Annotated in this window: 20 protein-coding genes; 8 read left to right on the top strand and 12 right to left on the bottom strand. The window is 63.9% G+C overall.

Annotated elements, in window-relative coordinates; all coding sequences use genetic code 11:
- The first annotated feature begins 169 nt into the window (after window positions 1–169).
- The 7 genes from KZO25_RS04490 to iadA all read left to right on the top strand — a co-directional run bounded on the left by KZO25_RS04490 (window position 170) and on the right by iadA (window position 6,619).
- Complete coding sequence (locus KZO25_RS04490; RefSeq protein WP_066452010.1) at window positions 170–940, top strand: ABC transporter ATP-binding protein; 771 nt, start codon at window positions 170–172, stop codon at window positions 938–940.
- Window positions 941–951: 11 nt separating this feature from the next.
- Window positions 952–1,653, top strand: a complete 702-nt coding sequence (locus KZO25_RS04495) for an ABC transporter permease (RefSeq protein WP_066452011.1) — start codon at window positions 952–954, stop codon at window positions 1,651–1,653.
- 1 nt (window position 1,654) lies between these two features.
- The gene (locus KZO25_RS04500) at window positions 1,655–2,374 is read left to right on the top strand and encodes an ABC transporter permease (RefSeq protein ID WP_066452012.1); all 720 of its coding nucleotides are present in this window, start codon (window positions 1,655–1,657) and stop codon (window positions 2,372–2,374) included.
- Window positions 2,375–2,500: 126 nt separating this feature from the next.
- Window positions 2,501–3,268, top strand: coding sequence for a transporter substrate-binding domain-containing protein (locus KZO25_RS04505; protein WP_066452013.1), 768 nt, complete (start codon window positions 2,501–2,503; stop codon window positions 3,266–3,268).
- A 151-nt stretch (window positions 3,269–3,419) separates the two neighbouring features.
- The gene (locus KZO25_RS04510) at window positions 3,420–4,187 is read left to right on the top strand and encodes a transporter substrate-binding domain-containing protein (RefSeq protein ID WP_223136029.1); all 768 of its coding nucleotides are present in this window, start codon (window positions 3,420–3,422) and stop codon (window positions 4,185–4,187) included.
- A 418-nt stretch (window positions 4,188–4,605) separates the two neighbouring features.
- On the top strand, window positions 4,606–5,391 hold the full coding sequence (locus KZO25_RS04515) for a transporter substrate-binding domain-containing protein (RefSeq protein ID WP_223136030.1): 786 nt from the start codon (window positions 4,606–4,608) through the stop codon (window positions 5,389–5,391).
- Between the two features lie 79 nt (window positions 5,392–5,470).
- Window positions 5,471–6,619 (top strand): beta-aspartyl-peptidase, encoded by a 1,149-nt coding sequence (gene iadA / locus KZO25_RS04520; RefSeq protein WP_223136031.1) that lies wholly within the window; start codon window positions 5,471–5,473, stop codon window positions 6,617–6,619.
- On the opposite strand, the gene KZO25_RS04525 is transcribed toward iadA, so the two are convergent.
- From KZO25_RS04525 to KZO25_RS04565, 9 genes are all read right to left on the bottom strand, one after another.
- Complete coding sequence (locus KZO25_RS04525) at window positions 6,604–7,155, bottom strand: hypothetical protein (RefSeq protein WP_262488839.1); 552 nt, start codon at window positions 7,153–7,155, stop codon at window positions 6,604–6,606. The genes iadA and KZO25_RS04525 overlap by 16 nt on opposite strands.
- A 227-nt stretch (window positions 7,156–7,382) precedes the next feature.
- A complete protein-coding gene (locus KZO25_RS04530) occupies window positions 7,383–8,099 on the bottom strand; it encodes a glutamine amidotransferase-related protein (protein ID WP_223136033.1) in 717 nt (238 codons plus the stop codon).
- A gap of 91 nt (window positions 8,100–8,190) precedes the next feature.
- On the bottom strand, window positions 8,191–9,375 hold the full coding sequence (locus KZO25_RS04535) for an iron-containing alcohol dehydrogenase (protein WP_223136034.1): 1,185 nt from the start codon (window positions 9,373–9,375) through the stop codon (window positions 8,191–8,193).
- A gap of 27 nt (window positions 9,376–9,402) precedes the next feature.
- Window positions 9,403–10,788, bottom strand: a complete 1,386-nt coding sequence (locus tag KZO25_RS04540) for an aldehyde dehydrogenase family protein (protein WP_223136035.1) — start codon at window positions 10,786–10,788, stop codon at window positions 9,403–9,405.
- A 219-nt stretch (window positions 10,789–11,007) separates the two neighbouring features.
- Entirely contained in the window at window positions 11,008–12,387 is a 1,380-nt protein-coding gene (locus KZO25_RS04545; protein ID WP_223136036.1) for a glutamine synthetase family protein, read from the bottom strand.
- A 104-nt stretch (window positions 12,388–12,491) separates the two neighbouring features.
- Window positions 12,492–13,556: a TRAP transporter substrate-binding protein gene (locus KZO25_RS04550; RefSeq protein ID WP_223136037.1), complete on the bottom strand. Its 1,065-nt coding sequence runs from the start codon at window positions 13,554–13,556 to the stop codon at window positions 12,492–12,494.
- A gap of 63 nt (window positions 13,557–13,619) precedes the next feature.
- Window positions 13,620–14,942: a TRAP transporter large permease subunit gene (locus KZO25_RS04555; protein WP_223136038.1), complete on the bottom strand. Its 1,323-nt coding sequence runs from the start codon at window positions 14,940–14,942 to the stop codon at window positions 13,620–13,622.
- Window positions 14,939–15,466, bottom strand: a complete 528-nt coding sequence (locus KZO25_RS04560; protein WP_223136039.1) for a TRAP transporter small permease subunit — start codon at window positions 15,464–15,466, stop codon at window positions 14,939–14,941. The genes KZO25_RS04555 and KZO25_RS04560 overlap by 4 nt, the downstream gene beginning before the upstream one ends.
- A gap of 131 nt (window positions 15,467–15,597) precedes the next feature.
- Window positions 15,598–16,557, bottom strand: coding sequence for a LysR family transcriptional regulator (locus tag KZO25_RS04565; RefSeq protein WP_223136040.1), 960 nt, complete (start codon window positions 16,555–16,557; stop codon window positions 15,598–15,600).
- Window positions 16,558–16,666: 109 nt separating this feature from the next.
- On the opposite strand from KZO25_RS04565, the gene KZO25_RS04570 reads away from it, so the two are divergent.
- Window positions 16,667–17,464, top strand: a complete 798-nt coding sequence (locus KZO25_RS04570) for a TraX family protein (RefSeq protein WP_223136041.1) — start codon at window positions 16,667–16,669, stop codon at window positions 17,462–17,464.
- Here KZO25_RS04570 and KZO25_RS04575 read toward each other — a convergent pair whose 3' ends face one another.
- The 3 genes from KZO25_RS04575 to KZO25_RS04585 all read right to left on the bottom strand — a co-directional run bounded on the left by KZO25_RS04575 (window position 17,465) and on the right by KZO25_RS04585 (window position 22,078).
- Window positions 17,465–19,825 (bottom strand): putative bifunctional diguanylate cyclase/phosphodiesterase, encoded by a 2,361-nt coding sequence (locus KZO25_RS04575; protein ID WP_223136042.1) that lies wholly within the window; start codon window positions 19,823–19,825, stop codon window positions 17,465–17,467.
- Between the two features lie 112 nt (window positions 19,826–19,937).
- A complete protein-coding gene (locus tag KZO25_RS04580; protein WP_223136043.1) occupies window positions 19,938–20,786 on the bottom strand; it encodes a cytochrome b5 domain-containing protein in 849 nt (282 codons plus the stop codon).
- Complete coding sequence (locus KZO25_RS04585) at window positions 20,783–22,078, bottom strand: ferric reductase-like transmembrane domain-containing protein (protein WP_223136044.1); 1,296 nt, start codon at window positions 22,076–22,078, stop codon at window positions 20,783–20,785. Before KZO25_RS04585 ends, KZO25_RS04580 begins: the two co-directional genes overlap by 4 nt.
- Window positions 22,079–22,203 lie beyond the last annotated feature (125 nt).

The following is a 22,203-nucleotide window of genomic DNA, read 5'->3' on the forward strand; positions in this document are numbered from 1 at the left end:
GCAATCTGATGACACACCGCACCGACCCACACAACCAAGGTCGAATGGCACCCACCCCCGACCAGCCTGGTCAAAGCATCCTGGCCTGTTAGAATCGCCCCTTTTTCATACCGGCATGCTTAAACCGGCCAGTCGCCCCTGGCGACTCGTCCCGACCTGGAGCCCACCCATGGCCGATACCCCGATTCCTCTCGAAGTGCGCAACATCAAGAAGCGCTTCGGCGATACCGAAGTACTCAAGGGCCTTTCGCTGCAGGCCAGAAAAGGTGATGTCATTACCCTGATCGGGGCCTCAGGTTCCGGCAAGAGTACCTTTCTGCGCTGCATGAACCTGCTCGAACAGCCCGACGACGGCGACTTGATCGTCCACGGCGAAGCGATACAGTTCAAGCAAACCCGCCAGGGGCGTGAGCCGGCCGACTGGAAGCAGGTGGTGCGGATGCGCGCCAAGCTGTCGATGGTCTTCCAGAGCTTCAACCTCTGGGCGCACATGACGCTGCTCGAAAACGTCATCGAGGCGCCGATTCATGTACTCGGCAAGCCGAAGAAGGAAGCCATCGAGCAAGGCCGTGCCCTGCTTGAACGGGTTGGCCTGACCGCAAGGGCGGATGCCTACCCGGCACAGATGTCCGGTGGCCAGCAGCAGCGCGGCGCCATTGCCCGGGCACTGGCCATGGACCCGGAGGTGATGCTGTTCGATGAGCCCACGTCGGCGCTGGACCCGGAGCTGGTCGGCGATGTGCTCAAGGTCATGCATGGCCTGGCCGATGAGGGGCGCACCATGGTGGTGGTCACCCATGAAATGGGCTTCGCCCGCGACGTCTCCAGTCAGGTGATCTACCTGCACCAGGGCCTGGTGGAAGAGGCAGGCCCCCCCCAGGAAGTGCTGGTCAACCCCACCTCGCCGCGGCTCAAGCAGTTCCTGGCGCCGAAGTACTGAGGAATTCCACCATGCTCGACCTACACGGCTATGGGCCCCGGCTACTGGAAGGCGCCGGCGTCACCATCCAGCTAGCGCTGCTGTCACTGATACTGTCCATTGTACTGGGGCTGATCACCGCCAGTGCCAAGATGTCGCGCAGCTGGCTGCTGCACAAGGTAGCCACGCTCTACACCACGGTGATTCGCGGCGTACCCGATCTCGTGCTGATGATGCTGCTGTTCTTCGGTGGCCAGATGGCATTGAACGTATTGACCGATATGATCTACGACCGCTTCGGCGTGGACTGGTATGTCAACCTCAATGCCTTTGCCGCCGGCGTACTCACCATCGGCTTCATCTTCGGCGCCTACATGGGCGAAACCTTCCGCGGCGCCTTCATGGCGGTGGATCACGGTCAGATCGAGGCCGGCAAGGCCTACGGCATGAGCCCCTGGCTGGTGTTCCGGCGAATTCGCTTTCCGCTGATGATGCGCCATGCCCTGCCCGGCCTCTCCAACAACTGGATGGTGCTGCTCAAGACCACCGCTCTGGTGTCGGTGATCGGCCTGACGGATATGGTGCGCGTCGCCGCCGAAGCCTCCCGCGCTACCCATGAGCCGTTCACCTTCCTGCTGCCGGTTGCAGCCGTCTACCTGTTGATCGCCAGCCTCTCGGAGTGGCTGTTCGTCCGGCTGCAGAAACGCTACAACGTTGGCTTCGGGGAGCACTGATATGGAATGGTTCAATGCGCTACTCGCCGACAATCGCATCTTCACGCCCAACACCATCGCCTTCTACTGGGAAGGCCTGGTAACCACCACTCAGCTGGTGTTCCTGTCGCTGCTGGTGGGGCTGGTGCTCGCTGTGCCGCTGGCCATCGGCCGTAGCTCCCGGCACCGCTGGATCAGCCTGCCGATCTACGTCTATACCTACGTCTTTCGCGGCACGCCGCTGCTGATCCAGCTTTATATCATCTACTACGGCGTCGTCTTCTTCGATGGCATCCAGGAAACCTTCCTCTGGCCGATGCTGAGGGAAGCGTTCTACCCGGCCCTGATCGCCTTCACGCTGAATACCGCGGCCTATACCACCGAGATCTTCCGCGGAGCCATCAAGGCCACCTCGCGCGGCGAGATCGAAGCGGCCAGGGCCTACGGCATGTCGCCGGGCTTGACGATGCGACGTATCATCCTGCCCAGCGCCTTTCGCCGGGCACTGCCGGCCTACGGCAACGAGGTGATCTTCATGCTCCATGCCAGCGCCATTGCCAGCGTGGTCACGCTGATGGACCTCACCGGCGCAGCCCGCTTCGTCTATGCACGCTTCTATGCGCCATTCGAGGCATTCCTGTTTGCTGCTGCAATCTATCTCTGCCTGACGTTCGCCATCCTGTTCTTCTTCCGTTGGCTGGAAAAGCGTCTGCTCGCCCACCTCCGGCCGCAGAGCGGCTGAAGTGGCAGCGTCAAACAGACGTTGGAAAATTCACGCCAAGAGGGTTTCGGCCCGGGCGTGGCTGCGCTAAATTCAGGCGCGACGTCACCGTAAAACGGTGTACGAAATGACAACAAGGAAGCCATTATGAAAAAACTGCTGACCGTCTCCCTCCTGGGCCTGGCCATTGCAGCCGGCACTGCCCAGGCACGTGACTACGACCATGTGCGCTTCGGCGTCGACATTCCCTACGAGCCGATGGAGTACCGTGATGCCGATGGCGAGCTGACCGGCTTCGACATCGACCTGGGCAACGCCCTGTGCGCCGAGATCGGTGTAACCTGCGAGTGGATCGAGCAGGAGTGGGACGGCATCATTCCCGGCCTGCTGGCGCGCAACTACGACGCCATCATGTCCTCCATGACCATCAATGACGAGCGCCGCCAGACCGTGCTCTTCTCCGATCCCTACATCACCATCCCCGGTGCCTGGTTCGCCCCCGCCGGCAGCGAGATCGAAGAGATCAATGAAGAGGCGCTGGCCGACAAGAGCATCGGCGTGCAGCGTGGTACCACCTTCGACAGCTACGTCACCGACAACTACGGCAGCGTAGCCAACGTTAGCCGCTACTCCACCGCCGACGACATGGTGCTGGATCTGCAGTCCCAGCGCCTGGACCTCGTCTTCCTGGAGTTCATCGTCGGCCAGGTCACGCTGCTCGAGAACCACGAAGGCGAGTACCAGGTGGTCGGTGAAATGGTCACCGAGCCCGAGGAGTACTTCGGCGAAGGCTTCGGCATCGCCTTCCGTCCGCGCGACGAAGCGCTTGCGGAGCGCTTCAACGAAGCACTGGCCACCCTGAAGGAAGACGGTACCTACGACGAGATTTTCGAGCGCTACTTCGGCGAAGAGTAAGCCTGTTCGACGCTCCCGGCTCATCCGGGAGCGTCATCCCGTCCCTGCCTCCTGCACCGTCCCTGCCTCTCCGTTCTGTTGGGGCCTGGCCTTTGCGTACCCCTAATCCCCGGCATTCAGCGACGGGAAGACAACAACAAGGAACATCATCATGAAACGCTATCTTGGTATCACCCTGCTCGGCGCCGCCCTGGTGGCTGGCCCCGCCCAGGCCCGCGACAGCTACGATCACGTCCGCTTCGGCGTCGATGTACCCTACGAGCCGATGGAGTATCGTACGCCGGAAGGCGAACTGACCGGCTTCGATATCGACCTGGGCAATGCCCTGTGTGATGAGATGGGCATTACCTGCGAATGGGTCGAACAGCAGTGGGACGGCATTATCCCAGGCCTGATGGCACGCAACTACGACGCCATCATGTCATCCATGACCATCAACGAGGAGCGACGCGCCCAGGTACTGTTCTCCGATGCCTACTTCACGCCGCCCTCGGCCTGGTTTGGCCCGGCGGATAGTGATATCGACTTGCCTTCCGAGGAGACCCTGGAAGGCAAGACGCTGGGCGTGCAGCGTGGCACCCTGCAGGACAGCTATGCCACCGACTTCTACGGCGACGTTGCCACCATCCGACGCTACCCCACCGCCGACGACATGCTGCTGGACATGGAGTCGGGCCGTCTCGACCTGATGTTCGTCAACTACCCGGTCGGCAAGACCACGCTTCTCGACAGCGAGCGTGGCGACTACCGGGTGGTAGGCGAGATGATTCGCGAACCGTACAAGTACTTCGGCGACGGTATCGCCATTGCCTTCCGTCCACGCGATGAGGCCCTCGCCGAACGCTTCAATGAAGCGCTGGCCACGCTGAAGGAAAACGGCACCTACGACGAGATCCATGACCGGTACTTCACCGATTGAACTCGTCACAAGGCCACGCCATTACGGTGGCGTGGCCGCTTGACAGGCCTGGCGTGTTCGCGCATGTTTGGCAGGTCGCCTTGAAAAGAGCGAGAGGTTCTTCCCATGATCATCAATGGTGGTTTCGTTGAGAGTTTCTATCTCAGCGAATGGTTCGACGAATAGCCCCCTTCCGGCCATCCCCTGGCCCGGCACGCCAGTGCCTCGTACTCTGCCGTACTCCGCGTGATCCAAGCCATGGCCCCGGCTAACGCCTGCCCATGACTGCGCTCCGTCGATAACGGCTCCGGCTTCACGGCCTATTCCCAGCAGCTCATCAACTGCCTACCAACAAGCACAAGCTGCCTGTGCGCAGCATTCATGGCCGATGGCATGCGCTAATGGCATGTACATTTGGCATGCACTAACGGAGATTCCCATGCGTCATACTTCCCTATTGCTGGCCGCCACCCTTGGCGCCGCCCTGGTTGCCGGTACCGCCCAGGCTCGTGACTACAGCGAAATCCGCCTCGGCGTCGACCTCCCCTACGAGCCGTTCATGTACCGCCAGGCCGACGGCGAGCTGACCGGATTCGAGATCGAGCTGGGCGAAGCGGTGTGCGCCTATCTCGAAGCCACCTGCACTTGGGTGGAACAGGACTGGGACGGCATCATCCCCGGCCTGCTGGCACGCAACTACGATGCCATCATGTCATCGATGTCGATCAACGAGGAGCGTGCCCAGCAGGTACTCTTTTCCGACCCTTACTACACCACGCCCAGCGTCTGGGTAACTGCACTGGATCGGGAGATCGACATTGACGACCGCGCCAGTCTCGAGGGGCTGGTCGTGGGCGTGCAGCGAGCCACGCTCCAGGACAACTATGTCACCGAGCTCTACGGCGACGTGGTGGAGGTGCGCCGCTATACCGGTGGCAGCGAGGTGGTCACCGACATGCGTGCCGGCCGACTCGACCTTGCCTTCATGGACTACCCGGTGGCGGAGTCGAACATGGCGATTGACACCGACGAGAGCGAATTCAAGCGTATCAGCGGCTTCATCAAGGAGCCTGCGCATATCTTCGGCGAGGGCGTAGGCGTAGCCTTCCGCAAGCGCGACCAGGCGCTCGCGGACGACTTCAACGAGGCTCTCGCCGCCCTCAAGGAAGACGGCACCTACGACGAGATCATGAACCGCTACTTCAGCTACGATATCAAGCTATAGGTTCTGCCGCGGCAACGCCTTCGAACGCCGGCCCTGCCGGCGTTCGCTGCTTCCCAACCACGCTGAATCAGGACCCTGTATGCTGACCCTGCTGAAGAACGCCCGCCTCTTCGCTCCCGAGCCCCTGGGCCTCTGTCATCTGCTGATTGCCGATCAGCGCATAGCCGCCATTGTGTCGGCGGATACCGAACCGCCCATCAGCGGTAGCGCCGTGGAGATAATCGACCTGGAAGGCCGCCGGGTCATTCCCGGCCTGGTAGACCCGCTGGTGCACTTCATTGGCGGCGGCGGCGAAGGTGGCTTCGGCACGCGCACCGCCGAACTCACCCTCGAGGATGCCCTGGCCTCAGGCACCACCACCCTGGTCGGCGCGCTGGGCACCGATGCCCTGACTCGCACATCGGCCAACCTGCTGGGCAAGGCCCGGGAGCTCGCTGCGGGAGGCCTGACCACCTACTGCTATACCGGCTCCTACCAGCTGCCGCCGGTGACCCTCACCGGCTCGGTGGGCAGCGACATCCTCTTCGTGCCGGAATTCATCGGCCTGGGGGAAGTGGCAATCAGCGACCACCGCGGCTCCCAGCCCAGCGCCTTCGAACTCGCCCGGCTGGCCTCCGAGGCGCGAACCGCCGGCATGCTGGCCGGCAAGTCGGGTATCGTCTTCATCCATACCGGCGATGCCCCCACTCACCTGGAACCGCTGCGTGAGGCCGCCCGCACCAGCGCCATTCCAGTGGCCCAGTTCCTGCCCACCCATATCAATCGAACGCCATCGCTGTTCGAGGATGGCCTGCGCTTCGCCCGCGAAGGGGGCCGCATCGACTTCACCACCAGCACCACGCCGGAGCTGCTGGCGGGCGGCGAAGTGCCGGCATCGGAAGCCGTGGCCCGGGCTCTGGAGGCCCGCGTGGAACCTTCGAGAATCACGCTCTCATCGGATGCCAACGCCTCGCTGCCCCAGTTCGACGAGGCACGCCGCTTCGTCGGCCTGAGGGCAGGTCGCCTGGGCAGCCTGTTCGAGGTGCTGGGCCAGTGCATCAACGACCACGGCATTCCGCTGGAGCGCGCCATCGGTGTCGCCAGCACCCATGCCGCCGACGCCCTCAAGCTCCCACGCAAGGGGCGCCTGCAGGTGGGCAGCGACGCCGATCTGCTGGTGCTGGCCGAAGACGAATGGGCCACCGATGAAGTGTGGGCAATGGGTCGGAGGGTCTATCGGCGGGGCTGATGGGAACGTACCAGAATGCCGCGCCCGGCGAAGAAACGTTCGAAGTCCGCGGGCTCGAGGCGGGCATCCGCCTGGCTAGTGCCGGATAGCCCGGATGGATTATGGAAGCGCAGGCGTCTGCGCCCATCCAGGCCGAAAAGGTAGACCAGATGCCCGCCCCGATGTGGCGGGCTCAGTTCGGGCGTGCGAATGGAAGGGTGTACCGAAGCGATAATACGATGCCCCTCACCGAGCCACTGTAGAAAATGCCCCGTATCCACATGCTCTATCACTTCGGCGTCCAGTTGATGCCACTCCCTCAATAGCTGAACCAGCGGGCGATAGTAGAGCCCCTTGATGCCCTCCTCGGTGATAACGTAACCACCCGCTTCACGGCACTGCGTCAACAGCTCAAAGAGGCTTCGCCGCTCACCTCGCAGGTCCTCCAGCAGCATCTTGGTGCAAGCCATACCACAGATGTGCCTTGCCCAGCTGGCATACTCAGTGGCGCTTGCAGCGCCGGATTCCGCCCAGCGCGGGTCGTCGGAGGCGTTCATGTTCCCGTCGAGAAAGCCGGGGATAAGTTCACTAGAAACCCACTGTGAATAGTACGCTGGAACGTTCCTGTCTGGCATTGATTCCCTCAAGAATGGTTCAAGGCTCTTGTGCGACTCTGGCACATCGCTTCGCACACCGGCCACGCCACCCAGCTGGATGGTCACCATGACCCGTGTCAGCTGGATTAGCGGCTCGGGGCCACTGCCTGGTCTCGTCAGCTGTCAGCTCACCTGCCCTCCATGGCACGCCTCATGAAGTTGAGGATCCAGCGCACCATCAGGGTGTCGTCCACTGGCGCCGAGAGCGAGGCCTCCCCCTCGCGTACTCGCTCTTCGCCCACCAGCTCGGCGCGCAGCGCCATCAGGTCCCGCGAATAGGGCTTGGTGAATTCCGGATGTCCCTGTACGCCGAGGAAGTGCGCGCCGATCTGGATCAGATAGAAGGGACAGAAGTCGCTACCGGCGAGCACCCGGGTTTGTAGTGGCAATTCGCTGACCTGATCCTGATGGCTGACCAGCAGGTCCAGGCTCGGCTGCCAGGGCGCCATCCACTCCGTTCCTGTCTCGACACGATTGAACGACATCCCCACGCCCCAGCCCTTGGGGCTCTTCACCACTGCGCCGCCCAGTGCCTTGGCCATCAACTGATGGCCGAAGCAGATGCCCACCAGCGGCTTGCCCGCCTCCCACAGCCGCCGCACGAAGCCGCAGAGGTCATCGACCCAGGCAAGGCCGTCATTGACGCCGTGCTTGGAGCCGGTGGTCAGCCAGGCATCCACCGCATCGATATCGTCGGGAATCTCCCCATCCTGGCAGCGCCAGACGACGAACTCGAGCGCCGGGTCGACCTTATGGAAGAGCGCCGCGAACATCTCCGGATAGTTGCCATGGGCCTCGCGCAGCTCAGGCGCCACATCATCGCACTGCAGAAGCCCTATACGCATCGCTCAGTCTCCCTGTGGGGTTACGGCCACTCTGTTTACGGTCGTCCATCCTGTTCACCGCCTTTCTTACCGCTTACCGTCGCCCTGCTGATTACAGTCGCCCTGCTACGGCGGCAACGAAGATATCGCGGTAGTCGTCGGCAGTGAACTTGATCGGGTTGGAGCCCGATGACGGGTCGGCCACGGCCATCTTGCCCACCTTGTCGGCCTGGCGGGTATCGATGCCGAGGTCGGCCAGGGTGTGCGGTATGCCCAGCCGCTCACGCATTTCCAGAACCCAGTCGATCACCGCCGCCGTACCCGGCTGGTCCAGGTCGAGGTAGCGGCCCAGGCGCACCATGGGCTCACCGATGGCGCGCTCGTTGGCACGCAGCACATAGGGCATCAGGATGGCGTTGAGCGTTCCGTGGTGGGCATCGTGCAGCGCGCCGAGCGGATGCGCCAGGGCATGCATCGCCCCCAGGCCGCGCTGGAAGGCGGTAGCGCCCATGCTCGACGCCACCAGCATGTTCATGCGCGCTTCCAGGTCGTGCCCGTCGGCATAGGCGCGGGGCAGATAGTGATGGATGCGTCGCATCCCCTCGACCGCGATGCCCTCGGCCATGGGGTGATAGAGCGGTGAGCACCAGGCTTCCATGCAGTGTGACAGGGCATCCATGCCGGTGGCGGCGGTCATCGCCCGCGGCAGTCCCACGGTCAGCTCGGGGTCGAGGATCACCGTGGCCGGCACCATGCCAGGATGGAAGATGATGCGCTTGACGTGCTCGACCTCGTCGGTGATCACCGAGGCACGCCCCACCTCCGAACCGGTTCCCGCGGTGGTCGGCACGGCAATGATGGGCGCAATGGCCTCGGCATCGGCGTTTTTCCAGTTGTCGCCGATATCCTCCAGCGACCACAGCGATAGCCCTTCCCGCTGATTGGCCATCAGCGCCACGGCCTTGGCGGCATCCAGCCCCGAACCGCCGCCGAAGGCGATCACGCCGTCATGGCCGCCGTCCCGAAAGGCTGCCATGCCGTCGAGGACGTTCTTCCCGGTGGGGTTGCCCTTCACCTGGCTGAAGACGGCAATCCCGAGCCCGCTGTCCTCGCAGGCTTGCACGCTCTCCTGCACCATCGGCAGCGCGGCGAGGCCGGGGTCGGTGATCAGCAGCGGTGCCTGCATGCCGAGCGCCTTGCAGGCCGCGGGCAGCTCACGAATGCGTCCCACCCCGGTGAGGATATTGGCGGGGTAGTTCCAGCCCGTGGTGAACGGCTGCATATCCGGATGATTCATATTGAGCTCCTGGGCGGTGCTGCCCGTTCAGGCATGCTTGAGGTGAAAGGACTTGGGCCGCGTCAGCGTCTCGTAGCCCAGCCGCGAAAGGGAACAGCCGCGCCCCGACTGCTTGACCCCGGTCCAGGCCAGCTCCGGGTCGAGGTAGTCGCAGCGGTTGGTGAAGACGGTGCCGGCGTCGAGCCGATGGGCCAGCGCCTCGCCGATGGCCCTGTCACGGGTGAACACCGCCGCGGTGAGGCCGAAGTCGCTGTCGTTCATCAATGCGACGGCTTCGTCGTCGGAGTCCACCGCCATGATGCCCACCACCGGACCGAAGCTCTCTTCGGTCATCACCCGCATCGAGTGGTCGACCCCGGTCAGCACCTGGGGTGCCAGGTAGGCGCTGCCCGGCACCGAGAGCGGATAGTCGCCGGGGTCGATCCAGGCCCTGGCCCCGGCGGCAACCGCCTCCTCGATCTGGCCGCGCACGAAATCCGCCGCCGCCGGCCGCACCAGCGGGCCCAGGGAGGTGGCCGGGTCGGTGGGATTGCCGAGCCGAAGCTGCCTGACCCAGGCCACGGCACGCTCGACGAAGGCATCGAAGATGTCGCGATGCACGTAGAGACGCTCGATGCCACAGCAGCTCTGGCCCGAATTGAAGAAGGCACCGTCCATCACCCCGTCGACGGCGGCATTCAGGTCGACGTCGGCACGGATATAGGCCGGGTCCTTGCCGCCCAGCTCGAGCCCGGTGGCAATGAAACGCCCGGCGACGTTGCGCTCTACCATCGCCCCGCCGGGAACCGATCCGGTGAAGGAGACATGGGCGATGCGGCGGTCCTGGATCAGGCCTTCGGTGGCCTCGTGGGAGAGATGCAGGTGCTGGAAGACCCCTTCCGGCAGCCCGGCCTCGTCGAAGGCCTCTTGGAATCGTTCGGCGCACAGCGGTGTCTGCGCCGAGTGCTTGAGGATCACCGTGTTGCCAGCCATGATCGCCGGCACCACCGCATTCACCGCGGTCATGAACGGAAAGTTCCAGGGCGCGACGATGAACGACACCCCCAGCGGCTCGCGGGTGATGTAGCGGGTGAAGCCAGGCTTGTCCTCGAGCACGATGGGGGCCAGCGCGTCGTCCGCCAACGCAATCATGGTGCGCGCCCGCTCCTCGAAGCCACCGATCTCGCCCGCAGCGGCGGCGATCGGCCGCCCCATCTGCCAGGTCAGTTCCTCGGCCAGCTCGTCGCGGCGCGCCACGAAGGCATCCACCATGCGCGAGCAATACCGGGCGCGCTCCGACAACGGCACGTCGCGCCAGGCCCGCTGCGCCGTCCCCGCCCGCGCCAGCGTCGCCTCCACCAGGGCCGGATCGGCCTGTTCCCGTTCGACGTAGACCGAGCCGTCAACGGGGGAAATCGTCTTCTGTATGGCCATATTCTTCTCTTTCCTTCCAGTAGCGAGCGACACGGCCCCCGGCTAATCCGGCGGCAGGTCTCCGCGGGGGCGCTTTGAATCCCTCCCTGGACGCTACTTCTTCCTTCCCTGGAAGAAGACCCCCGCTACGACCTGCCCCCAGCGCCGCTCCTGCCTGCCCCTGCCGCTAAGTAATTGGGCACGCCCAGGCCGCATAAACCTATCGGGGCTTGCCCTCTCTCAGATAATTTCGAAATAGCGGTCAAGTTCCCAGTCGGTGATATGCCTGCGGAACTGTCTTTCCTCCCACTCCCGCGTGGCCGAGAAATGCTCGACGAAGTCGTCGCCGAACAGGGACCGTGCCGGCCCCGAGGCCTTGAGCCGCTGGGCGGCTTCCCACAGGGTCTGCGGCAGGGCCTGGCTGGCGGGGTGGGTCAGCTCGTAGGCGTTGCCGCTCACCGGCTCGCCCGGCTCGAGCCGCTGCTCGATGCCATGCAGGCCGGCACCGATCGCCGCGGAAAGGGCCAGGTAGGGGTTGGCGTCGGCGCTGCCCAGGCGATATTCCACCCGCTGTGACTTGGCGCTGCCCGGTATCACCCGCAGCGCCGTGGTACGGTTCTCCACCCCCCATGTGGCATCGGTGGGCGCCCAGAAGCCGGGGATCAGGCGGGTATAGCTGTTGACGGTCGGGGCGAACATGGCCAGGAACTCCGGCATCAGCTGCTGCTGCCCGGCCACGAAGTGACGCTGGATCTCGCTCATCTGGTGCGGCTTGTCGGCATCAAAGAAGGCCGACTCGCCGCTGTCGATGTGATTGAGCGACAGGTGGATATGACCGCTCTGGCCGGGGTAGTCCGGCGACCACTTGGCCATGAAGGTGGCCATCAGGCCGCGACGCTGCGCCCACACTTTGGTGAACGTCTTGAACAGCGCCCCCTTGTCGCCGGCAGCCAGCGCCTCGTCGACGCCGATGGCCGCTTCCAGCACGCCGGGGCCGGTCTCGGTATGCAGGCCTTCGATGGGGAAATCCATCGCCTCGGAGAGCGCCAGCAGTTCGTGATAGAGCTCGCTGTGCACCGAACTCCTGAGCATCGAATAGCCCATCATGTCCGGCGTCAGCGGCTTGAGGTTGCGAAAGCCCTTCTCGCGGATCGACTCCGGTGTCTCCTGGAACAGGAAGAACTCGTATTCCAGCGCGCCATGGGCAATAAAGCCCATCTCGCGGGCCTTGGCCAGCACGCGCCGAAGCAGCCCGCGCGGGCAGATCGCCTCGGCGGGGCCGGTGAACTCGGCGAGAAACAGCAGCATGTCGCCTTCGCAGGCGAGGTCGCGACAGCTGTCGGGCAGGATTCTCAGGCCGGCATCCGGATAGCCGGTGTGCCAGCCGGTGTACTTGACGTTGTCGTAGAGCTCATCCTTGCTGTCCCAGCCCAGCACCACGTCGCAGAAGGCGAAGCCCTCCTCCAGCGCATGGAAGAACTTGTCGCGGCGCATGTACTTGCCGACCATGATCCCGTCGATATCGAACAGGCCGACCTTGACGTGGCTCAGGCCGCGCTCCTCGACGATGCGCCGGGCATCCTCCGCACTCTTGATCTCTCTTGCCTGCAGTCGGCTCATGGTCTCTCCCTCTGCTGCCCTGTTGTTGTCATTCGATGCCCCGGCGATGGCTGGACGGGGCAGGCGGCAAGCGCCGCCTGCCCCACGGGTTCACTGCCTGACGCTCAGCTGTAGCGGTAGGGAGGACCGGCCTGCTGCATGGTCTGGCGGTAATCCTTGAGGATCTGCACCACCCGCGCATTGCGATCGCTCTGTTCGGCGATCTCGTCCCAGAACTCCAGCGCCGCATCCTCCAGGGTTTGCCACTCCTCCTCGGGGATGGAGGTCAGCTCCAGTTTGCCACCGGTGGTGCGATAGTGCGCCTCCCCCCACCAATACCAGTGCTGCCGATAGTAGTGGGAATTGTCCATGCACAGCTTGAACAGCGTCTGCAGGTGCTCGGGGACCTCGTTCCAGCGATCGGAATTGGCAAAGTAGGAGCCGGCCCAGGCCCCGGAAATGTTGTTGGTGAGGTAGTAGCTGGCAACGTCGGCCCAGCCGACGGTGTAGGCCTCGGTGATTCCCGCCCAGGCGATCCCGTCGAGCTCCCGGGTCTGCATGGCGACCTCGATGTCTTCCCAGGGCAGCGTCACCGGCACCACGCCGAAGCGGCTCAGAAAGCGCCCCGCCGTGGGGAAGGTGAAGACGCGCTTGCCACGCAGGTCTTCCAGGCTGCGGATCGGGTCGCGGGTCACGAAGTTGCAGGGGTCCCAGGCGCCGGCGCCGAGCCAGGTGACGCCATCGATCTCGGCGTAGGCCTCCTCCCAGATCTCCTTGAGGCCGTAGTGGTGGAACAGCGCCGGCACGTCCAGGCTGTAGCGCGAGGCGAAGGGAAAGTAGCCGCCGAAGACCGACACATCCACCGGCGCGGCGATGGAGTCGTCGTCGCTCTGCACCGCGTCGATGGTGCCGCGCTGCATGGCACGGAACAGCTCACCGGTGGGCACCAGCTGGTCGGCATAGAAGAGCTCGATCTCCATCTCGCCGTTGGCGGCCTTGTTGAAGGCATCGATGGAGGGCTTGATGACGTGGGCCGCCAACGCCGGCCCGGCGTAGGTCTGCATGCGCCAGCGAATGGGGGCACGCGACTGGGCGTGGACGTAGGGGGCGCCGACGGTGGCCGCCCCCACGGTGGCGGCGGTAGCGACCCCGGCCTTCTTGAGAAAGTCCCGTCTGTTGCGATTGGTCATGATCATTCTCCCGATCTGGTTTGTTGTTGTTTCACTTGCCCACGGCCAGGCACCAGGAAAGCGTCAGTAGCCGTAGTAGAGCTCCGGCAGCCACAGCGCCAGCTGCGGGAAGACGGTGATCAGGCCCAGCCCCAGGAGCATGATCATCACGAACGGCCAGACGCTGCGGTAGATGTCGCCAAGGGACACCTCCGGCGGCGCCATGGCACGCATCAGGAACAGGTTGTAGCCGAACGGTGGCGTCATGTAGGCGATCTGCACGGTGATGGTGTAGAGCACGCCGTACCACACCGGGTCGAAGCCCAGGCTCACCACCAGCGGCACATAGAGCGGCGCCACGATCACCAGCATCGCGGTATCGTCGAGGAACATGCCCATCAGGATGTAGGAGAGCTGCATCATCAGCAGGATCTCCCAGGGGCCGAGGCCCATGCGGTCGAGGAAGACGTTCTCGATCGCCCGCACCGCCCCCAGGCCGTCGAACACGGCGCCGAAGCTGAGCGCGGCTAGGATGATCCACATGAACATGCAGCTGATGCCCAGGGTGCGGCGCACCGTGACCTCGATCACGGCCCGGGTCAGGCGCCCCTTGAACAGCGCCGCCAGGGTCGCCGCGAAGGCGCCATAGGCGGCGCTCTCCACCAGGCTGGTGACCCCCATCAGGAACAGGCCGGTCATCGAGAAGAAGATCAGCAGCGGCAGGATACCCGCGCGCAGCAACTTGAGCTTCGCGCCCAGGCTCATGTTGCGCTCCTCCGGAGGCAGGGCCGGCCCCAGGCTCGGCTGCAGCCGGCAGCGCACCACGATATAGATCACGAACAGCGCGGCCAGTATCAGCCCCGGAATGGCCCCGGCCAGCCATAGCTTGCCCACCGGCTGGCGGGCGATCATGCCGTAGAGCACCAGCACCACGCTGGGCGGCACCAGGATGCCCAGCGAGCTTCCCGCCTGGATCACCCCGGTCACCATGATCTTGTCGTAGCCGCGGCGCAGCAGCTCGGGCAGCGCGATACTGGCACCGATCGCCATGCCGGCCACGCTCAGGCCGTTCATGGCCGAGACCACCACCATCAGGCCGATGGTGCCCACCGCCAGGCCGCCCCGCAGCGAGCCCATCCAGACATGGAACATCTCGTAGAGGTCGCCGGCGATGCCCGACTCGGAGAGCATGTAGCCCATGAACACGAACAGCGGCAGGGTCAGCAGCGGATACCAGTTCATCAGCACGAAGCTGGCATTGAACGGCATCTCCACGCCGCCATCGCCCCACAGCAGCAGCGCCGAGGCGGCGCCAACGAAACCGATGACGCCGAACACCCGCTGGCCGGTCAACAGCAGCAGCATCATGCTCGAGAACATCATCAGCGCGATCATCTCGTAGCTCATTCGGCATCCTCCGCATAGATGTCCTGCCCGCGAGCGGTGGCGACATCCTTGAAGAAGGTCGCGACGGCCTGCAGCAGCATCAGCAGGATGCCGATACACATGATGATCTTGATCGGCGCCAGCGGCGGCGCCCAGGCAGAGTAGTTGCGTTGCCCGTACTGCAGCGCGTACTGGGTGCTGGAGATGCCGCCCAGCAGCAGCGTAACCAGGAAGAAGATCAGGAAGAGGATGGTGATGGCGTCGACCAGCGCCTGGGTGCGAGGCGTCCAGCGGCTATAGAAGAGATCCATGCGTACATGGGCCCCCATCTGCATCGCATAGGCCCCGCCCAGCAGGTAGTAGCTCACCAGCATGAACTGGGACATCTCCACGCCCCACATCAGCGGGCTGTTGAGCACCGTGCGCGAGAAGGAGGCATAGAGCAGCAGCCCCATCATGACGAAGACCAGGTACATGATCACCCGGCCCACCCCGCGATTGAGGCGGTCGACGAGGCGCACATAGCGTCTTATTGTTCTTGGCATCTCGGGGAAAACCCTGTGCGGCTTGAAACATTGCGTTTCAGTCTTGGCCGCTCTTTCCCCGGACCGCAAAGAGCATCGGTGTTGGCTGGGCTGGGACTATCGATAAAAACGATAGTGCACCATCTGAGGTCTCAGGAGCGGGTAGAAACCGCCTCGGAGAGCCATGGCAGGGCCTGGTCGAGCTGGCGGCGGAAACGTTGCTCCAGCAGGCGGCGGCTGTCCCGGGCCAATAGCGCGGGCAGGTCGCCCAGCTCATCGCGACGCGAGACCAGGGTCAGTTCCCGGGTGAGCGGCGCCACCGGCAGCGGCGCCACCTGGACCTTGAGATTCTCGAGCCCGGCCTGGTAGAGACACAGCGGCGTGGTGATGGTCCAGCCGGCCCCGGCGCTGACCAGTCGCAGCACCGCAAAGGTGTTGTCGAGATGCAGGCGGGCCGGCAGCTCCAGCTTGTTCAAGCGCAGATGGCGCTCGATGGCCTGGCCGATCAGCGACTGCGGCGTATAGCGCACGAAATCGAGCTGACGGGCGATCCAGCGCAGGTTGTCCAGCGGCCCCGTCCAGCCAAGCGGTACCACCAGCACGAAGGGTTCGCTTAGCAGCGCATGGCGCTCCAGGCCGTCGTAGTTCTCGAGTCGGTCGTCGGAGACGATGATATCCACATGGCGGGTCAGCAGGGCATGGCTGTGCATATGTGACAGCCCGGTGGTCAGCGTGTAGTCGCGGGTATAGCGCTTGATCAGCTCGATCAGCGGCTGGCCGACCGCGGTGGCCAGCGAGTCGACCAGCGCCAGGCGAACCTGGTGCAGCTGGCCGAAGGCACCCGACACCAGTTCACGACGGGTGCTGCGTGCCTCCTCCAGTAGCCGCCGGGCACGGTCGTAGAAGAAGCGGCCCGCGCTGGTCGGCTCCAGCGGTCTTGTATTGCGCTTGAACAGCGTCACCCCCATTCCCTCTTCGAGGTTGGCCAGGCTCTGGGACACCGAGGACTGCTTGAGCCCCAACCGCCTGGCCGCCGCACTCTGGCTTCCCTGTTCCAGTGTCTCGACGAAAATTTCCATGCTGCGGAGATCGAAACCGAAGCCACTGCGCATTGCCGTATTTCTCCATGCTCTGCCCCTTGTCGCCAGGAACTTGCCCGCTGCGTTCCGGTCATAAGAGCGTTGTTCTTATTGCTTTTTCGTCATCGACAGGGAGGTCAAGATGACCACACAGGCTGCCGCCAGCGCGGGGTCGGATCGCCCCGTTTCCACCTGGACCGCCTGGGGCCAGTGGCTGGCACTCGCCACCATGACCATCGATCATCTTACCCGCTACGTGCTGCCTGCAGGCTGGCAGCTCGACTGGGCAGGGTCGTCGATCGGACGTATCGCCTTCCCGCTCTTCGCCGCCATGGTCGCCTGGCACGGGCTGTTCAATACCCGCAACCCCCTGCGCTACGCCCGGCGTATCCTGGTGATCGGCCTGGTGGCCCAACTGCCCTACATGATGATGCCCCGGGCATCGGATGCCTTCATTCTCAATGTCTGCTTCACCCTGGCGCTGGGCCTGGCCTGGGGCATCTGGCTGCGCAGCCTGCTGGCGCGGTATCTGCAGGGTAAGTTGGATGTGACGCTGGCACTGGGTCTTGGCGTCTCTTTGCTGGGCTGGTATGTGGCCGGCAACTGGGTGGAATACGGGCACCGGGGCCTGCTGTTGATTCCGCTGCTCATGCTCGCCTTCCATCAGCTGCACGGCGCCGGCGAAGCGCTGGGGGAACGCCTGCTTGCCGTTACCCTGGCAGCACCGGTGCTGGTGGTGGCCGGGCTGATGAACAGCTCCGACATGGCCAAGTCCTTCACCGTGGCCACCTGCCTGGTGGTCCTGTGGCTCGCCGCCGGCGCCCACCGATTCACGCCGAGCGTTCCGAGCGCCATGCCACGCCGGCTGTGGCTGGCCTGGTACCCCGGCCATTTCATGCTGATCGCCGCCTGGCTCTGGGCAAGCGGTGGCCTGGGCTGATCAGTCGGTGATCTGACCGGAGCCGGCCGATTCCTGGCAGCGGGAGAGAAGCTGCTCCAGCAGCTCGATGGCCATGGGTCGATGGAAATGATAGCCCTGGAAGCGGCGACAGCCGCGAGCCAACAAGAAGTCCAGTTGGGCCTCATTCTCGACACCCTCGGCCACGACCTCGATACCGAGATGCTGCGCCATGGCCAGTATTGTCTCGACGATGGCGGCATCGTTGCTGTCGGAGTCGAGGTCACTGACGAAGCTGCGGTCGATCTTCAATTCGTCCAGTGGAAGGCATTTCAAGTACGTCAGTGAAGAGAAGCCTGTACCAAAATCGTCCAGCGCAAGATTGACCCCCAGCCGCTTGAGCTGATGCATGCGGTCGACGGCTTCACCGAGACCGTCGATCATGATGCTCTCTGTCAGTTCAATGGTCAGCCGCGACGGGTCGATGCCATGGGTACCCAGAACCCAAGTCACGCCTTCGACGAATCCAGGCTGGGTGAAGTGCCGCACGCTGATGTTGACCGACAGACGAGGCAGCATTTCGGCCGGCAGCCGGGTCAACAACTCGCAGCAACTATCCAGCATCCAGGTCTCGAGCTCGACGATCAGGTCGCTCTCCTCGGCGATGGCAATGAAGACCTCCGGCGATATCCAGCCATGGACGGGGTGCTGCCAGCGCATCAGCGCCTCGACACCGAATATCCGCCCGTCCTGGTCCAACTGGGGCTGGTATTGAGCAAAGAGCTGGTCTTCGGTCAGTGCACTGCGCAGCGCCTGCTCCATCTCCAGCCGCCAGGTGATCTGAGTCTGCATCGATGGTTCATAGCCGCACACCTGGGCCCGACCCTTGACCTTGGCCTGGTACATGGCAGTATCGGCATGGCGCAGCACATCACCCACGTCATCATCGGCGGCAAGTGGGAAGAGCGTATAGCCGATGCTCGGTGTGACGCTGATTCGTTGGCCCGCGAGATCATAGACCTTGCGCAGTGAGGAGAGCAGCTCTCTCGCCATCTGCTCGGCCCGCACCAGCTCGGCCTCCCGGTCGCCCGACAAAGCCGGCACCAACACCACGAATTCGTCGCCGCTGAGGCGCGCCGCCATGTCCCCGTCGCGCATGCAGACCAGCAGCCGCTTGCTGAGCTGCCTGAGCAGCTCGTCACCGACGCTGTGACCCAGTGAGTCGTTGATCATCTTGAAGCGGTCGAGGTCGAGGAACATCACCAGACCCAGTCGGCCGTCATCGCGGCGATCCCGAATCGTGGACGCCAGGGTCTCTATCAGCAGGCGGCGATTGGGCAGCTCGGTCAGCGGATCGAAGTAGGCTTGCCGATGGATGGTCTCTTCCGCTCGCTTACGCTCGGTGAAATCCTCGATCAGCGCCACGCCGCCGACGATCTCACCTGCTTCATTGCGCAGCGCATTGTAGAAGGCACGAAGCGGCGTCTGCTTGCCGCTGAGAATGGCGCGATAGGTTCCTTCATAATAGCCGGTACCGCTGACCAGCGCCTGGCGGACCGCGCCGGATACCCGCTTGTCCTCCGCTTGCTCCAGCAGGTTAAAGCCCTGCAGGCGCTCCCAAGTGGTTCCGAGAATTTCCAGACACTTCTCGTTGAAGTCGACGACCCGTCCCTCTCCGTCGAAGTGCATCACCCCCAGGGGCGTATGACGAAAGATGGCGCGATAGCGGCTCTCGCTCTCACGCAGCTGCGACTCCCGCGAGGTGACAGCCAGGCGCAGGGCGATATTATCGCTGATGATATGGTGAAGACGACGGCTGACCGTCAGCAGGAGCCCCAGAAACAGCACGACCATGGCAGAGAGCAACCAGGAGAACGGCGAGCCCTGGAACAGCAGCTGGCCCAGCAGTGGCAGCAAGGCGGGCAGGATGAAGACAGGGGCCACCCACCACACCGAAGAGAGCGTCGTCATGCCACCCGCGGCGACTCCGGTCAGCACGATGGTCAGGGCGGCGAGCTGTCCTTGATGCTCCATGGTGAACATCAGCAACCCCGCAGCGCCCCACACGGCGCCGGCAATCCCCGCCCCCCAGGCGAAACGCCGCAGCCAGCAACGCTGATGACGTCGGCTGGCCGGCTGGCGATGATAATACCAGGCAAGCCCCAGGCGACCCGAGGAGACGAAGACCAGTACAACCAGCCATCCGATCAGCAGAGTAGCCGGTAACAACGGCCACATGGCGGCGACCAGCAGGCACGCTCCCAACACGCTAGCCAGCACCGGTTGCCACAGCCGCTCGTAGAGCAGGCGAACCTGCTCGTGGACGAGCTGGCGGCACTGGGTGGAGACTGGCAGAGACGCACCGAAGAGCTCGCGACTCTCCGCCGGGGGAGGACTGGGCATGCGATCGTTCCGAATAGATGTATTCGTTGTGGCTCCTATCTTTACCGCATGCCGGCGGATTTGGCGAGGGAGCCGCCCTCAACGCAAGGCGCGAGGCGACTCCCTGGCATGATCAAGGCCAGGAGTAGACGCCTCGGTTCAAGGCATCGCGAATGGCCGATATCACCTTGTTACCACGCAGCGTGGCCCCACTGTAGCCATCGATGTCATCGACCATACGCTCGGGCTCGTAGAGCGCGAAGACGCGCGTCACGGGCTCGCCCTCGAGCCGCTCGGTGATCTGCTGGTGCTGCACCATAACCGGGTAGAGCTCGTCGCCCTCTTCCAGTGCCAGATAGTCCACCCCACGGTAGGCCAGGTGACGATAGCTGACATTCGACAGCCGACCGTCGCGCAGGTCGAACTGCACGTTGACCTGCATCTCGCCGCCGTCACTGAACACACCGCGGTAGCGGCCATCCAACGGCAGGCCAAGCAGCGCTCGGTGCAGCCGTTCGTCATCGACAGGCGATAAGCGCGCCTCGTCAGTGTCGGTGTCCTGACTGACAGTATCGGACGGTTCGGTGGCGGCCTCGGACTCGAACGGCTCACCCTCCTCGTCCACCAGACGCCCGACCAGGTACTCCTCGAGCATACCCTCGGCCCGCGGGCTATGGGGCACGTCGGGACGCTTGTTGTCCCAGCCTTCGGTAGCCTCTCTGCCACACCACTCCAGCATTATCTCTTCGTCGGTAGGATGGTCGGGGATGTAGTCGGTGACGTCGTAGACCCTGCCATGAATGGCCTTCCAGCAGCTCTCGGCGCCATCGTGCTCGGCCAGCTCATCCAGGGTGATGGCATCCAGCTCATCGTCGGCGGCCTCGTCACGCTCGCCGCTCGATAACGCGTTGACCGAGACCATGGTGAAGAGGCTCGCCATGAAGGCAATGAAGGCGGAGTATGCAATTTTGTTGAGCGTCATAGAAAGTCGAAGACCTCGCTGTGAATACGTGAAGCGGGAATCCCCTGCCCGGCAAGCAGTTGCTTCAGGTGAGCATTCATGGCGGGAGGTCCACAGACATAGATCTCTCGCTCGGTAAAGTCGGGGCAGTGTTCACGCAGGTAGGCCTCGTCCAGCCGCCCACGTTCTCTGGAATAGTGCTGGCTGAAGGCAAAGGACTCATGGCCCGCGGCAATGCGCTCAAGCTCCTCCCGATAGTAGGCACGCTCCGGGCTGTTCGCGAGATAGAACAGGTGGACACGCCCATCGGTCAATCCTCGCTCGGCAATGTCGCGTGCCCCGCCCACAAAAGGGGTAATACCGATACCGCCACCGATCCAAAGCTGATCACGCTCTGGAAAGTGCCGGCCATAGAACTCACCGTAGGGGCCCTCGATCAGAATCCGGGTCTCCGGCTCCACCGTCTGCAGGGCATGGCTGGCGTCACCCAGGTCCTTGATGCCAATGCGCAGGCGAGAATCCGACGGCGCCGAAGCGATGGTATAAGGATGCTCCTCGCCGCGCCCGGCGGAAAGCCTCTCGTCCAGCGGCGTGAGGTAGACGAACTGCCCTGCCTCGTAGGCCATGGGCCGGCCCTCGGGACGCAATACCAGCTCGACCACGCCGCGCGCCAGCCGCTCTACCGCTTCGACACGGTAGGGATGCCGCGCCACACGCGGTGACACCAGCTTGCGCCAGACGATAGCGCCGATGCCGGCCAGCCCCAGCAGCCACCAAAGCGCTGATTCACCGGCCAGCAGCAAGGCATGCCCAAGCCCCAGCAGCAGCGCCGCCGCCGACACCAGGTGCAGACGCTTCCAGCGCTGGTAGTGGGGCTGGCCGAAGAAGTCGAAGGTGGGCGCAAGGAAAATCACCATGGCCAGCCAGGCCAACCAACCCAGCCAGGTCGCGCCATGTGAAAGCGGCGGGAAAAGGGTCGCCACCGCTGCATCCAGGGAGGCCGGTACCGCCGCCAACCCCAATGCCAGGACATGTACCATCACCAAAATGAAGGCGGTGAAACCCAACCAATGGTGAAGCCGCCACAGCCGGGCTAGCCCGCCGAACCAGCGATCCGTACCCGGCAGGCGAATGCTCACCGCTGCCGCCAGCAGCATCATGGCCAACCCAAGGATGCCAGTTACTCGGCCCACCCAGGTCAGCCACAGTTCAGGTGGCCCACCGAGTCCCCCCAAGCGCGGCAGCGCCACCAACAGCGGCAGGATTATGAGGACGATCAGCAGCAGGTCACCATAGCGAGGTCGCAGGGGCATGCAGGGCTCCATCATGAACAGGCCCTATCAGTCTTGCTGACAATCCTCATTTCGCAACACCATCCCGCACTAACTTGCCCTTGAGTGATCCAGGTCAACACATCATGCCGCGACTCAACCACACT

Source organism: Halomonas sp. ANAO-440 (genome assembly GCF_019915905.1).
In the GTDB taxonomy this organism is placed as follows: domain Bacteria; phylum Pseudomonadota; class Gammaproteobacteria; order Pseudomonadales; family Halomonadaceae; genus Halomonas; species Halomonas chromatireducens.

Bases quoted from the DNA above. Each gene is read 5' to 3' on its own strand.
- KZO25_RS04490 (WP_066452010.1), top strand. From the start codon at position 170: ATGGCCGATACCCCGATTCCTCTCGAAGTGCGCAACATCAAGAAGCGC.
- KZO25_RS04495 (WP_066452011.1), top strand. From the start codon at position 952: ATGCTCGACCTACACGGCTATGGGCCCCGGCTACTGGAAGGCGCCGGC.
- KZO25_RS04500 (WP_066452012.1), top strand. From the start codon at position 1,655: ATGGAATGGTTCAATGCGCTACTCGCCGACAATCGCATCTTCACGCCC.
- KZO25_RS04505 (WP_066452013.1), top strand. From the start codon at position 2,501: ATGAAAAAACTGCTGACCGTCTCCCTCCTGGGCCTGGCCATTGCAGCC.
- KZO25_RS04510 (WP_223136029.1), top strand. From the start codon at position 3,420: ATGAAACGCTATCTTGGTATCACCCTGCTCGGCGCCGCCCTGGTGGCT.
- KZO25_RS04515 (WP_223136030.1), top strand. From the start codon at position 4,606: ATGCGTCATACTTCCCTATTGCTGGCCGCCACCCTTGGCGCCGCCCTG.
- iadA (WP_223136031.1), top strand. From the start codon at position 5,471: ATGCTGACCCTGCTGAAGAACGCCCGCCTCTTCGCTCCCGAGCCCCTG.
- KZO25_RS04525 (WP_262488839.1), bottom strand. From the start codon at position 7,155: ATGAACGCCTCCGACGACCCGCGCTGGGCGGAATCCGGCGCTGCAAGC.
- KZO25_RS04530 (WP_223136033.1), bottom strand. From the start codon at position 8,099: ATGCGTATAGGGCTTCTGCAGTGCGATGATGTGGCGCCTGAGCTGCGC.
- KZO25_RS04535 (WP_223136034.1), bottom strand. From the start codon at position 9,375: ATGAATCATCCGGATATGCAGCCGTTCACCACGGGCTGGAACTACCCC.
- KZO25_RS04540 (WP_223136035.1), bottom strand. From the start codon at position 10,788: ATGGCCATACAGAAGACGATTTCCCCCGTTGACGGCTCGGTCTACGTC.
- KZO25_RS04545 (WP_223136036.1), bottom strand. From the start codon at position 12,387: ATGAGCCGACTGCAGGCAAGAGAGATCAAGAGTGCGGAGGATGCCCGG.
- KZO25_RS04550 (WP_223136037.1), bottom strand. From the start codon at position 13,556: ATGACCAATCGCAACAGACGGGACTTTCTCAAGAAGGCCGGGGTCGCT.
- KZO25_RS04555 (WP_223136038.1), bottom strand. From the start codon at position 14,942: ATGAGCTACGAGATGATCGCGCTGATGATGTTCTCGAGCATGATGCTG.
- KZO25_RS04560 (WP_223136039.1), bottom strand. From the start codon at position 15,466: ATGCCAAGAACAATAAGACGCTATGTGCGCCTCGTCGACCGCCTCAAT.
- KZO25_RS04565 (WP_223136040.1), bottom strand. From the start codon at position 16,557: ATGCGCAGTGGCTTCGGTTTCGATCTCCGCAGCATGGAAATTTTCGTC.
- KZO25_RS04570 (WP_223136041.1), top strand. From the start codon at position 16,667: ATGACCACACAGGCTGCCGCCAGCGCGGGGTCGGATCGCCCCGTTTCC.
- KZO25_RS04575 (WP_223136042.1), bottom strand. From the start codon at position 19,825: ATGCCCAGTCCTCCCCCGGCGGAGAGTCGCGAGCTCTTCGGTGCGTCT.
- KZO25_RS04580 (WP_223136043.1), bottom strand. From the start codon at position 20,786: ATGACGCTCAACAAAATTGCATACTCCGCCTTCATTGCCTTCATGGCG.
- KZO25_RS04585 (WP_223136044.1), bottom strand. From the start codon at position 22,078: ATGCCCCTGCGACCTCGCTATGGTGACCTGCTGCTGATCGTCCTCATA.